This window comes from Gemmobacter denitrificans, assembly GCF_036964905.1.
GTDB classification, from domain to species: Bacteria; Pseudomonadota; Alphaproteobacteria; order Rhodobacterales; family Rhodobacteraceae; genus Gemmobacter; species Gemmobacter denitrificans.
This window is the reverse complement of sequence record NZ_JBALHR010000004.1, coordinates 154,252-166,830: the sequence shown is the minus strand read 5'-3', so window position 1 is coordinate 166,830 and position 12,579 is coordinate 154,252. Positions and strand designations below refer to the sequence as shown.

Genomic DNA, 12,579 nt, shown 5'->3' with positions numbered 1-12,579 from the left:
CTTACCCCCGCTTTTCAAAGTCGATACGCGGATCGACAAAGACATACATCAGGTCCGACAGGATACCGACCAGCAGGCCCAGCAGGCTGAAGAAGAACAGCGTCCCGAACAGCACCGGATAATCGCGGTTCACCGCCGCCTCGAACCCCAGCCGCCCCAGCCCATCCAGCGAAAAGATGGTCTCGATCACCATCGACCCGCCGAAGAACACGCTGATGAACAGCGCCGGAAAGCCCGCGATCACGATCAGCATGGCATTGCGGAACACATGGCCATACAGAACCTGCGCCTCGCCCAGCCCCTTGGCGCGGGCCGTCATCACATACTGCTTGCGGATTTCATCCAGAAAGCTGTTCTTGGTCAGCAGCGTCATGGTGGCAAAGCTGGAAATCGTGCTGGCGGTGATCGGCAGAACCATGTGCCAAAGATAATCGACGATCTTGCCCCACAGGCTCAGGCTTTCCCAATTGTCCGATGTCAGCCCCCGCAGCGGGAACCACTGGACAAACGACCCGCCCGCAAACAGCACCATCAGCAGAACGGCAAACAGAAAGCCGGGGATCGAATAGCCGATGATGATCAGGCCCGAGGTCCATGTATCAAAGCTCGATCCATCGCGCACCGCCTTGCGGATTCCCAGCGGGATCGACACCAGATAGGCGATCAGGGTGGACCACAGGCCAAGGCTGATCGACACCGGCATCTTTTCCAGCACCAGATCGACCACGCTGATCGACCGGAAATAGCTCTCGCCGAAATCGAAGGTCAGGTAATTGCCCATCATGATGCCAAAGCGTTCCCAGAAGCCGATCATTTCCTTGCGGCATTCAGGGGCCTTTGTGGTGACAGGGCCGGTATAGCCTTCGGCACAGATGATGCGGGCAAAGCCGAATTGTGCTTCCAGATCGTCGATGAAATCGGGCGGCAGGCCGCGCGCACCGATATAGCCGCCCGCACCGCCGCCTTCGGCGCCCGGCGTTTCTGCCGGGGCCCCGGCATCGCCCCCACCCGAGATCGACTGGAACGCATCGCCGCCGCCATCAATCCGTGCCAGAACCTGTTCCACCGGCCCGCCGGGCACGAATTGGGTCAGCCCGAAATTGATGATCATGATCCCCAGCAAAGTGGGGATGATCAGCAGCAAACGCCGAAGGATATAGCCTGCCATGTCGCGGTTCTGCCCGTCGTTATCTCTGTGCAGTCGTTATTTCAGCGCGCCGGCAGCCTTCAGCGCAGCGCCCTTTTCCGGGTTGTACCACCAGAAATCCATTTCGCCCAGAGCGTAGGGCGGCAGGGTTTCCGGGTGTTCATACATGTCGAAATAGGCAACCGTGTGGGTATCCTTGAACCATTGCGGCACCCAGAACCTTTCGGCCCGCAGAACCCGGTCCAGCGCCATGGTGCTGATCGTCAGCTCATCCTTGGATTTTGCGGCCATCACGACCCGGATCAGCCGGTCCACTGCGGGGCTTTTCAGACCCATCAGGTTGAAGGCGGATTGGTCGGCAGTTTCGCTGCCGTAATACTGCAGCAGGTCGCCCCCGGAAAAATAGCCGGTCTGGGCATGACCGGTGATGATGTCGAAATCATAGGTGGGTGGGCGCTGGCGGGATTCAGCCTGCGCCGGGTCCACCTTCACCACCACCGCATCCACACCCAGGGCGCGCAGGTTTTCGACAAAAGGATTCAGAACCCGGTCGAAATTCGGATCATCGTTCAGGAATTCGACCTTCAGCACCTCGCCCTTGGCATTACGCCGCACCCCGTCAGCGCCAACCGCCCAACCGGCCTCGTCCAGCAGTTTGGTGGCCTTGCGCAGATTGCCGCGATCCAGCTGCCGTTCGCCCGACACCGGGGGCAACACCGCCTCGTCAGTCAGGATGCTGGCGGGCAGCAGACCTTCATCGACCAGGGGCTGCAGCACCGCCACCTCTTGCGGCCCCGGCACGCCTTCGGCCTTCATCCATGTCTTTTCCCAGAACGATGTGATGCGGGCATATTGGCCATAAAACAGGGTCTGGTTCGACCATTCATAATTGAACATCAGCCCGATCGCCTCGCGCACGCGCGGATCTTGGAACTTTTCGCGCCGCAGGTTGAACAGGAAGCTCTGCCCCGTCGTCTTGGTGCCCTTGGGTAGCACGGCCTGTTTCACATGGCCCGCCTGCACCGCCGGAAAATCATAGGCGGTGGCCCATTGCTTCGCGCTGTTTTCATTGCGGAAGGTATAGGCCCCGGATTTGAACGCCTCGAACGCGGCGGCACTGTCGGCGAAGTATTCGATGCGGATGCTGTCGAAATTGTTGCGCCCCTTGTTGATCGGCAGATCGGCGCCCCAGTAATCGGGGTTGCGCTTGTAAACCAGCGTGCGGTTGACCTCCATCCGGTCAAACACATAGGGCCCCGACCCGATATAGGGGGTCAGGGTGCTTTCCTCAAGATCAAGCTTGTCGCGGTCGTATTGCGCCCTGGACAGGATCGAAAGGCCGCCCACCATTTCCGGCAGGTCGCGCATTTCGGCCCCCGGCTTGAAGGTGAACTTCACCCGATGCGGCCCCAGAACCTCGGCCCCCTGAACCCGCTGCGCCGCGATGGTACGGAAATCGGTCAGCCCCTTGGCCAGAAAGGTTTCAAAGGAAAAGACCACATCTTCGGCGGTCAGCGGTGTTCCATCGGAAAACTTCGCCTCGGGCCGCAGATTGAAGATCACCCAGGACCGGTCTTCGGGATATTCCAGCGTCTCGCACAACAGGCAATAGCTGGCCCCGATTTCATCTGCCGTGCCGGTCAGCAGGCTTTCCAGCATGATGGACGACAGCGCCCCCGCCCGGCCCTTGACCGAAAAGGGGTTCATCGAATCAAACCCGCCCATCGTCCATTCGCTGATTTCGCCCCCCTTGGGCGCATCGGGGTTCACATAATCCAGATGCGGGAAATCGGCGGGATATTTCAGATCGCCAAAGGTGGAAATGCCATGCGCGACGATCACCGCGCTTTCCGCGCGCACCTGCAGTGCCCCGGCCAGAACCAATGCACCCGCCAATCCCAGCCCGGTCGCCAGCCAGCGCAGGCTGGTTTCCCCTTCCCTGGCAAGGGCTATGGCACGGGCGGCGGCGGGGCGGGTCATGCAGGTCTCCTTCTGGCGGGGCAACTTTGGCAACAGACAGTAACGCAAATTCCCGCCCTCTCAAGGCGCGATTCCGTGAGAGGGCCGATAGCAACAAGGGAAAACCGGCGACAAGACCGCCAAAACGAAAGGGCCACCCCCGCCGGATGGCCCTTGATGGAACTTGTGCCCGTGCCGTGATTACGGCTGCGTCGCCAGCCAGGCAATCAGGTTCGCCCGATCTTGAACCTTGGGCAGACCCGAGAAAGACATCTTGGTGCCCGGCATATAGCCCTTGGGGCTTTCCAGGAAGGCGTTCAGATTTTCTGCGGTCCAAGCGTCCGAGGCCATGGCCAACAGCGCATCGGAATAGCCAAAGCCTGCAACGCTTGCCTTGGCACGATCCACCACACCATTCAGGTGCGGGCCGGTGCCATCGCTGCCATCAACCTTGTGGCAGGCCTTGCACTTGGCAAAGACCTTTTCGCCCGCTGCAGCATCGGCTGCCGCATATACAGTGGCGAAATCCGGGCCAGCTTCTTCGGTTGCGGCTTCGGTCGCGCCGCCGGCCACCTCGATCACATAGCTCTGGGTTTCCTCGCCATGGCCGCCATGGCCACCGTCCATGGAATACAGGGACGTTGCGGCCCAATTGCCCAGAAGGAAAACCAGAAGCGACCCGCAGACCGCGCCCAGCACCTTGGTGAATGTCATCGTGTCGAACATGTCGCGTCCTACCTTGGCTTGTCGCTAGGGGGGCTTCTATCCGCTTCCCCCCCATGGTTTCAAGGTGTAGTAGCGCCATGATCCGCGCAAATGCGGCGAAATGACCACGCTTGACCGACAGGAGCCCGATACCCATGGCCCTACGCATCGCCTTTCAGGGGGAACTTGGCGCCTATTCGCATCAGGCTTGCACCCAGGCACGCCCCGGTTGCGACCCGGTTCCCTGCACCACATTCGAAGACGTGGTGGAATTGACCCGGTCGGGCGAGGTCGATCTCGGTATGCTGGCGGTGGAGAACTCCACCTATGGCCGCGTTGCCGATGTGCACAGCCTGCTGCCGCGCGCCGGCCTGCATATCGTGGACGAGGCGTTCGTGCGCGTGCATGTCAACCTTCTGGGGGTGAAGGGCGCGCGGCTGGATCAGGTGCGCGAGGCGCATGGCCATGTGGTGATCCTGCCGCAATGTGCGGGCTTCCTGCGCCAGCATGGCATCAAGGGCCGTGTCAGTTCCGACAATGCCCGCGCCGCCCGCGAAACAGCAGAAGCAGGCGATCCGTCCCGCGCGGCGCTGGCCAGCGAACTGGCGGCGGAAATCTATGGGCTGGATGTGCTGGCCCGCCATATCGAAGACCAGGCGAACAATACCACCCGCTTTCTGCTGATGAGCCGCACGCCAGACCACAGCCGCCGCGCATCGCAGATGATGACCACCTTCACCTTCCGCGTGCGCAATATCCCGGCAGCGCTTTACAAGGCGCTTGGCGGCTTCGCGACCAACGGGGTGAACATGACCAAGCTGGAAAGCTATATGGTCGGCGGCAGCTTCACGGCGACGGAGTTTTATGCCGACATCGAAGGCCATCCCGAAGATGCCCACGTTGCCCGCGCGCTGGACGAACTGGGCTACTTCACCTCGCACATGAACATCCTGGGCGTCTATCCCGCCGACCGCAACCGCGACTGACCGGCTGCATACCTTCATTACCGCCGCCGCTTGACCCCGCCCCCCTTCGCGCCTATACGCGCACGGTCCGGGGCTGCGATGCCCACGGGCCCGACTCCCTTTGGCGCCCTGCCTGCTTCGGCTGGGCCTACGCCCGGGGATCGGTTGTTGCAATAACGTCGGCGCATCTCTGGCGGGCTCGTGCGAACGGGGACCCGGTGAAGACCAGAAGCTCTGGGCACGGCATCACCTCTGCGGAACACCGCAGGCAGACAGGAGACTGCGATGAACCTTATCGCACAACTCGAGGCCGAGCAAATCGCCGCCCTCGGCAAGAAGATCCCGGATTTCAAGGCCGGCGACACCATTCGTGTCGGCTACAAGGTGACCGAAGGCACCCGTTCGCGCGTGCAGGCCTATGAAGGCGTCGTGATCGGCCGCAAGGGCGGCATGACCATTTCCGCCTCGTTCACCGTGCGCAAGATTTCCTTCGGCGAAGGCGTGGAACGTGTGTTCCCGCTCTATTCGACCAACATCGACTCGATCGAGGTCGTGCGTCGCGGCCGTGTGCGCCGCGCCAAGCTGTATTACCTGCGCGCCCGTCGCGGCAAATCGGCCCGTATCGCCGAAGTCACCAACTACAAAGAAAAAGCTGAGTGAGGACTGGCGCCATGAAACAGGGCATCCACCCCGACTATCACTTCATCACCGTGAAGATGACCGACGGCACCACCTTCCAGACCCGCACCACCTGGGGCAAGGAAGGCGAACAGATGTCGCTCGACATCGACCCGCTGTCGCACCCGGCATGGACCGGCCAGACCGCCAAGCTGATGGACACCGGCGGTCGCGTGTCGAAGTTCAAGAACAAATACGCTGGCCTGGGTTTCTGATCCCACCCGCGTTTCATGCAAAAAGCCCCGCACCCTTGCGGGGCTTTTTCATTTGCTGCGGCCCTACCTGCCTGTCAACAGCCTGAGAATCCGTCCAAGCACCGAGGTGTGGCCGCGTTCCGCAGGGCGGGCACGGGGCGGCGAGGTGCCGATCATGTCAGGGAAATGCTGGCCAAGCGCGGTCCCAGTCGCCATCCCCAAGTTCCCGCGCTAGGCTTTGGGGATCAAGAACAGCCACTTCGTCATATCCGACCAAGACTGTGGTCTCGCTGATTGCAAACCGCTGCATGGGTCGCCATCCGCCACCGATCCAGACACTGGCCTGTTCCTGTCCGCTGGTCAGATCATGGCGGACAATCTGCGATCCCTCGTCCTGCCCCTTGCGAAAGCGCCCCAAGCACCAAAAATGATCGCCTTCAGCGTGAAAATCCTGCACATGACCGCCGTTAAACGTGCGAAACAGCAACAGCCGTTCACCCGGCCCCTTCAGCACATCGACATAGGCCATATGCTGGGGCCGGTAATGCGCAATCCGCAACCAGCGCAGGTGCGTCCAACACGCTTGGCCCTTGCGCGCGCAGCAGTCTAGCAGCGGATGCGCAGCCCTTCCGGGTCCACCAGCGGGCGCAATGTCAGCTCTGCCGCAGTTTCCTCGCCTGCTATGACCAGCGCATAGCGCCCGTCCCGCAACCATTCGGCGGTCACCCCTGCGGCATTGCGAACATAGCCATAGCCGATGCTTTTCCCGATCGTATAGCCATAGCCGCCCGAGGTGAGATAGCCCACTGGCACCCCGTCGCGCAGGATGGTTTCGCGCCCGACCAGAACCGCCCCCGGCGCATCCACCGTGAACCCGGCGAACATCTTGGCCAGCGGCTGCCCCTGCGCGGCTTCCAATGCGACGCGGCCCAGAAAGGGCGTATTGCCCTTCAGCTTCACCGCCCAGCCCAACCCGGCCTCAAAGGGTGTATCGTTGGGGGTAATGTCGGATGACCACGCCCGATAACCCTTTTCCAGCCGCAGGCTTTCCAGCGCGCGATAACCCACCGGTCGCAGGTCTGTATCGGTCGCCATCAACGCGTCATAGACCACGCCCAGTTGTGCAATCGGGCAATGCAACTCCCAGCCCAGTTCGCCCACATAGGTCACCCGCAGGGCACGCACCGGCACGCCAGCCAACGTGATCAGCCGCGCCGATCCGAAGGGCAAGGCCGCATCCGACACATCCTGCGCTGCCACCCGGCCCAGTATGTCCCGCGCATGCGGGCCCATCAGCGACAGGGTGCCCCAATCTTCGGTCACATCGCGGAAGACAACGCCATCCCCCGGCAGATGGTCGGCGATCCAGCCGAAATCATGGGTCCGAAATCCGGTTCCGGTCACGATATAGAACAGATCCTCGGCCATGCGGGCCACGGTCAGGTCGGCCTCGATGCCGCCCCGGCTGTTCAGAAGCTGGGTATAGGTCAGCCGCCCCACCTCGCGCGCCACCCGGTTGGCACAGATCGCCTCCAGCGCCTCGGCTGCCCTGGGGCCGGAAAGTTCATATTTCGCGAAGGAGGATTGGTCGAAAAGGCCGGCATGGGCGCGCACATGGGCATGTTCCGCCCCGACGGCATCGAACCAGTTCTGCCGCCCCATGGAATAGACATCCTGCGCCACCACGCCCGCCGCGGCAAACCAGTTGGGACGCTCCCACCCCAGTTTGGAGCCGAACACTGCCCCCGCAGCCGCCAGCCGGTCATAAAGCGGCGAAACCAGCCTTGGCCGACCAGACAGATATTCCTCATGCGGAAACGCCACGGTGTAATGCTTGCCATAGGCCTCCAATGTGCGTTCGGCCACCCAGTCGCGATCGCGGTGCAGGCCGGAAAAGCGCCGGATATCCACGGCCCAAAGATCCAGCGGCGCCTCGCCCCGCATCACCCATTCGGCCAGCACCCAGCCAGCCCCCCCGCCCGATGCGATGCCAAAGGCGTTGAACCCCGCCCCAACATACATGTTGGCGCATTCCGGGGCCGGACCAAGGATGAAGTTGCCATCGGGGGTAAAGCTTTCCGCACCGTTGATCATCTGCTTCACCCCCACCTTTTCCAGCGCGGGGATGCGGGCGATGGCCTGTTCCAGATGCTGATCGAAATGGTCGAAATCATCATCGAACAGCCGGAATTCCCAGTTTTTCGGAATATCGCCGGTCACCCAGCCCTGCGGGTTCGGCTCATAGCCGCCCATCACCAGCCCACCGACCTCTTCCTTGAAATAGGTGCGGCGGTCGGGATCGCGCAGGGTGGCGGCATCCGGCGACAGGCCGGCGATCTTTTCAGTGATGATATACTGGTGTTTCACGGGATGCAGCGGCACGCAAACCCCGGCCATGGCCCCCAATTCGCGCGCCCACATGCCACCGCAGTTCACCACCTTTTCGCAGGCGATCACCCCCTGATCGGTTTCCACATGGGTGATGCGCTGCCCATCCATGACAAATCCGGTCACCGTCACCCCTTCCATGATCCGCGCGCCATGCATCCGCGCGCCTTTTGCCAGCGATTGGGTGATGTCTGATGGGCTGGCCTGCCCGTCGGTCGGCAACCAACTGGCCCCGATCAGATCGGAGGTATCCATCAAGGGCCACATCCGCTTTACCTCATCTGGGCCGATCAGCTCCATCTCCATGCCGAAACTGCGGGCGGTGGTGGCCAGCCGGCGGAATTCGGTCCAGCGGTCGGGCGTGGTGGCCAATCGCAGGCAACCGGTCATCTTCCAGCCGGTATCCAGCCCGGTTTCCGCCGCCAGCCCCTTGTACAGATCGACCGAGTATTTCAGCACGCGGGTGATGCTGGCCGAGGACCGCAATTGCCCCACCAGTCCGGCCGCGTGCCAGGTTGACCCGCTGGTGATCTTGCCCTGTTCCAGCAAGAGGACATCGGCCTTGTGATCGCGCGCCAGATGATAGGCGGTGGAACAGCCGATGATGCCGCCGCCGATGACGATGATCTGGGCATGGGTCGGAAGGGACATCAGGGTTCTCCGTATTGCGCGGTGAAAGCGGCAAGCTTCGCTGCAAGTTTTTCAAGATTTTCCGCTGCATAGGCCCGGTAATCTGCCCCGGGTGCCGACAGGTGCAAATCGCTGACCATCGACCACATCGCCTCGCGCAGCAGACTGGCGCATTGCATGGCTTCAAAGGCACGGCAAAAGGCGGCATCGGGGCGATGACCCAGATAGGCCAGCAGCAACGCCTCGGTTTCGGCATCGTTCATCCCGGCATTCGAAGCGGCACCGGCCAGATCGAACATCGCCGTACCAAAGCCTGCATATTCATAATCGATCAGCCAAAGCCTTTGGCCGTCATCCAGGAAATTCGCGGGCAGCAGGTCATGATGGCCAAAGCTGATGGGCAATGCGATCTGTGCCGCCTCCAGCCGCGCGGCAAGGTCCAGATGCGCGGGCAGATCCCGGGCAAAGGGGCTGCCCCCTGCCGCAAGGGTGCGCGCATAATCGCGGATCACATGGAAGGGCCAGAAGATGAACCCCGCCCCGCTGACATGGGCGGGCATTTCCGTGTGAAAGCGGCGCAACACCGCCCCGACCCGATCCGGGGCCGCGCGCAAATCGGCGGCCCCCCAGGTGCGCGCGGGCAGAAACGCCACCACGCTGACGCCCGGTGCCGCGAACTGCACCGCAGGGCCAAAACCCGCCGCATGGGCCGCGCGGCCTGTCATCACCTCGCGTGCCCGATCCACATGGTGAAACGGAAAATCATGGCCAAAGCGCACCACATGCGCCCCGGCCGCATCGGTGACCTTCCAGATTTCATTCGACAGCCCGCCGGGCAACGGCTCTGCCGTGATGTCGCCCTGCCAGCAGGGCAAGGTGCGAATGCGATCAGGGATCATGGCGTGCCCCCTTCCAGCCCCAGTTTCATGCGCTGCGCCCGCGCCGCTGCCGCAATCAGCCGGTCGGCCATGATGGCGATGAAGGCAATCGCCAGCCCCGCCACCAGCCCGTTGCCCGGATTGGCCTTGGTCAGCGCGATATAGACCTCTTGCCCCAGATCGCGGGTGCCCACCAATGCGGTGATGACCAGCATCGACAGCGCGAACATGATGGTCTGGTTCAGGCCCAGCAGGATTTCCGGCAGGGCCAGCCGCAGCCGGATGCGGGTCAATATCTGCAGCGGGGTGCAGCCCATGGCGCGGCCAGCCTCGATCAGCCGCGGGTCAACGCCCTGCAGGCCCAGCACGGTATAGCGGATGGCGGCGACCACGGCATAGGCGACCACTGCAATCATCGCGGTGAAATCCCCCACCCGGAACAGCATCACGACCGGCATCAGATAGACAAAGCTGGGCAGGGTCTGCAGCGTGTCGATCACCGCCCGGGTCACCGCCCAGGCGCGGGGACGTTCGGCCACCCAGATCCCGATGGGCAGGCCGATGGCCATGGCCACCACCACCGAAATGCCGCAGAGATAGACCGTAATCATCGCCTTTTCCCATTGACCTGTCGCGGCGATCAGGAAGGACAGGCCCGCGCAGAGCGTGCCCAGCCGCCAGCCGCCCAGCCGCCAGCCCGCAAAGCCGAGAAACCCCACCGCCACGGCCCAGGGCAGGCTGGTCAGCGCCCGTTTGACCGGCACAAGCGCCCATGTCAGAACAAAGGTCTTCACCGCCTCCAGCGTGTCGAAGAAATTCACGTTGATCCATTCGACCAGCGCCGCCCAGAACGGGCTGGTGGTCAGCCGCGCCGTCTCGGGCCAGGTCTGCAGCGCGGGGATCAGCAGGGCCATCGGCACGGCCACCACAACCAGCACCCCCGCCGCCCGCAAATGCCCGCCGCCTCCGGGCCGCCCCTGTGCGGCGGCCTGGCTGACCCGGTCAAGTGCGATGGCCAATGCGACAATGGCCAACCCCGCCTCAAGCCCCGCGCCGAAATCCAGCCGCCGCAGCGCGTTCAGCACGTCAAACCCCAAGCCCCCCGCCCCGATCATCGAGGCGATGATGACCATGTTCAGCGACAGCATGATCACCTGATTGACCCCGACCATCAGCGGTTCACGCAGTGAAGGGATCAGCACCCGCCACATCCGCTGTCGCGGCGTGCAGCCCACCATGGTGGCCAGATCATGGGTTTCCCCCGGCACCCGCGACAGCGACAGCGTGGTGATGCGCGTCATCGGTGGGGTGGCGTAGATCAGCGTCGCGATCACCGCCGCCGTGGGGCCAAAGCCGAACAGGATCAGAATCGGCACCAGATAGGCAAAGACCGGCATGGTCTGCATCAGATCCAGCAGCGGCCGCAGCGCCCGGTCAAGCCAGCGGTGGCGCCAGGCCAGAATGCCCAGGGCCAGCCCCCCCGCCACCCCCAGTGGCACGGCGACCAGAATCGAGGCCAGTGTCACCATCGCCGAATGCCATTGCCCGAACACCGCGATGAAGCAGAAACAAGCCGTCACCAGCAGCGCCAGTCCGCGCCCGCCCGCGCGATGGGCGATCAGCGCGGCAAGCCCCGTGACCACCACCCATGGCAGAGGTGGCAAAATCTGCTGCACCTGCCCGGCCTCTTGCCGCTGCACACCATCTGCCAGCAAGGCCAGCACCGCGCGATAGGGCAGGTCGATCACAAATGCCAGGGCGCGCGTCAGGTCGGAAAAGGCCAGCGGGCCGATGGCCGCTTCTTTCACCAGCCATGTCATCGCCGCACCGATCCAGCCCGCCAACGGCAGGCGCCAGCCTTTGGGGTATTCGAAAGCCCAAGGCCACAGATCGCGCCCGAAAAGCCAGATCGCCAGCGACATCGCCACAGCCAACGCCCAAAGCGTGCGGTCTGGCAGCGCCGGGCGCTGTGGCAGGGCCAACGCCGTCATGCCCCGCCCCCCAGCAACAGATCAATCACCGCACGCCGGGACACCGTGCCGACGGGCAGGCCATCCTGCGTGATGCCGATGGCCTCTGCCCCGCCCAGAAAGGCCGGGCCTGCCTCGGCCACCGTGGCGCGATCTGGCATCAGCGCCAGGCCTTCGGCCACCGGCCCCGGGATCATCAGCCGTGCCAGCCGGACCACCTTGGCCTTGGGCACCGCCCCGGTGAAGGCGCGCACATACTCTGTCGCCGGTCGCAGCACCAGCGCCTCGGGCGTATCGCATTGTTCGACGACGCCATCCTTCATGATGGCGATGCGGTCGGCCAAGCGGATCGCTTCGTCAAAATCATGGGTGATGAACACGATGGTCTTGTGCAGCCGCGATTGCAGACGAATGAATTCATCCTGCAATTCGCGGCGGATCAGCGGGTCCAGCGCGGAAAAGGGTTCGTCCAGAAACCACAGCTCCGGTTCTACGGCCAGTGACCGGGCAATCCCGACACGCTGCTGCTGCCCGCCCGAAAGCTGGCGCGGATAAGACCCTTCGCGCCCGGCCAGCCCGACCAGCGCCACCATCTCGCGCGCCCGCTCGGCCCGGCGATCGGCGGCAACCCCCTGCACAGCCAAGGGAAAGGCCACATTTTCCAGCACGGTCAGATGGGGCAGCAGCGCGAAATGCTGAAACACCATGCCCATCTTGTGCCGTCGGATCCGGGTCATTTCAGCATCCGAGGCGGTCAGCAGGTTCTGGCCGTTGAACAGCACCTCGCCCGCCGTTGGTTCGATCAACCGCGACAACAGCCGCACAAGGGTGGATTTGCCCGAGCCCGACAGACCCATGATCACGAAGATCTCGCCGCGCCGCACCGACAGGTTCACCCCACGCACGGCCGGCACCAGACCCTGTGCCAGCAGTCTGTCCGCGTCGCCCTGCGCTGCGGACAGGGCGGCACCAGCATGGGCACCAAAGACCTTCCACAACTCGCGGCAGATCAGGGTTTCGTCAGGTTCAGCCATGGGTGCGCCGCCCAGAAAACCCCGGCCGGAG

11 protein-coding genes are annotated in these 12,579 nt (G+C 63.3%); 3 read left to right on the top strand and 8 right to left on the bottom strand.

From position 1 onward, the window contains the following. Nucleotide 1: 1 nt before the first annotated feature. The 3 genes from V6590_RS08915 to V6590_RS08905 form a co-directional block, all read right to left on the bottom strand. Nucleotides 2-1,168, bottom strand: a complete 1,167-nt coding sequence (locus tag V6590_RS08915; protein WP_335422057.1) for a microcin C ABC transporter permease YejB — start codon at nucleotides 1,166-1,168, stop codon at nucleotides 2-4. Between the two features lie 36 nt (nucleotides 1,169-1,204). Next, on the bottom strand, nucleotides 1,205-3,127 hold the full coding sequence (locus V6590_RS08910; RefSeq protein ID WP_335422056.1) for an extracellular solute-binding protein: 1,923 nt from the start codon (nucleotides 3,125-3,127) through the stop codon (nucleotides 1,205-1,207). 180 nt (nucleotides 3,128-3,307) lie between these two features. Next, complete coding sequence (locus tag V6590_RS08905) at nucleotides 3,308-3,832, bottom strand: c-type cytochrome (protein WP_335422055.1); 525 nt, start codon at nucleotides 3,830-3,832, stop codon at nucleotides 3,308-3,310. A gap of 134 nt (nucleotides 3,833-3,966) precedes the next feature. On the opposite strand from V6590_RS08905, the gene V6590_RS08900 reads away from it, so the two are divergent. From V6590_RS08900 to rpmE, 3 genes are all read left to right on the top strand, one after another. Next, the gene (locus tag V6590_RS08900; protein WP_335422054.1) at nucleotides 3,967-4,797 is read left to right on the top strand and encodes a prephenate dehydratase; all 831 of its coding nucleotides are present in this window, start codon (nucleotides 3,967-3,969) and stop codon (nucleotides 4,795-4,797) included. A gap of 264 nt (nucleotides 4,798-5,061) precedes the next feature. Continuing rightward, on the top strand, nucleotides 5,062-5,436 hold the full coding sequence (rplS, locus tag V6590_RS08895) for a 50S ribosomal protein L19 (protein WP_335422053.1): 375 nt from the start codon (nucleotides 5,062-5,064) through the stop codon (nucleotides 5,434-5,436). Between the two features lie 11 nt (nucleotides 5,437-5,447). Then, nucleotides 5,448-5,669, top strand: coding sequence for a 50S ribosomal protein L31 (gene rpmE / locus V6590_RS08890; RefSeq protein WP_335422052.1), 222 nt, complete (start codon nucleotides 5,448-5,450; stop codon nucleotides 5,667-5,669). A 157-nt stretch (nucleotides 5,670-5,826) separates the two neighbouring features. Here the strand turns inward: rpmE and V6590_RS08885 are convergent, their stop codons facing one another. From V6590_RS08885 to V6590_RS08865, 5 genes are all read right to left on the bottom strand, one after another. Further along, nucleotides 5,827-6,177, bottom strand: coding sequence for a hypothetical protein (locus V6590_RS08885; protein ID WP_335422051.1), 351 nt, complete (start codon nucleotides 6,175-6,177; stop codon nucleotides 5,827-5,829). Nucleotides 6,178-6,254: 77 nt separating this feature from the next. Next, a complete protein-coding gene (locus V6590_RS08880; RefSeq protein WP_335422050.1) occupies nucleotides 6,255-8,687 on the bottom strand; it encodes a GcvT family protein in 2,433 nt (810 codons plus the stop codon). Then, on the bottom strand, nucleotides 8,687-9,565 hold the full coding sequence (locus tag V6590_RS08875; RefSeq protein ID WP_335422049.1) for a phosphotransferase: 879 nt from the start codon (nucleotides 9,563-9,565) through the stop codon (nucleotides 8,687-8,689). Before V6590_RS08875 ends, V6590_RS08880 begins: the two co-directional genes overlap by 1 nt. Next, nucleotides 9,562-11,535 (bottom strand): ABC transporter permease, encoded by a 1,974-nt coding sequence (locus V6590_RS08870; protein ID WP_335422048.1) that lies wholly within the window; start codon nucleotides 11,533-11,535, stop codon nucleotides 9,562-9,564. The genes V6590_RS08875 and V6590_RS08870 overlap by 4 nt, the downstream gene beginning before the upstream one ends. After that, entirely contained in the window at nucleotides 11,532-12,548 is a 1,017-nt protein-coding gene (locus V6590_RS08865; RefSeq protein ID WP_335422047.1) for a betaine/proline/choline family ABC transporter ATP-binding protein, read from the bottom strand. The genes V6590_RS08870 and V6590_RS08865 overlap by 4 nt, the downstream gene beginning before the upstream one ends. Between the last annotated feature and the right edge of the window lie 31 nt (nucleotides 12,549-12,579).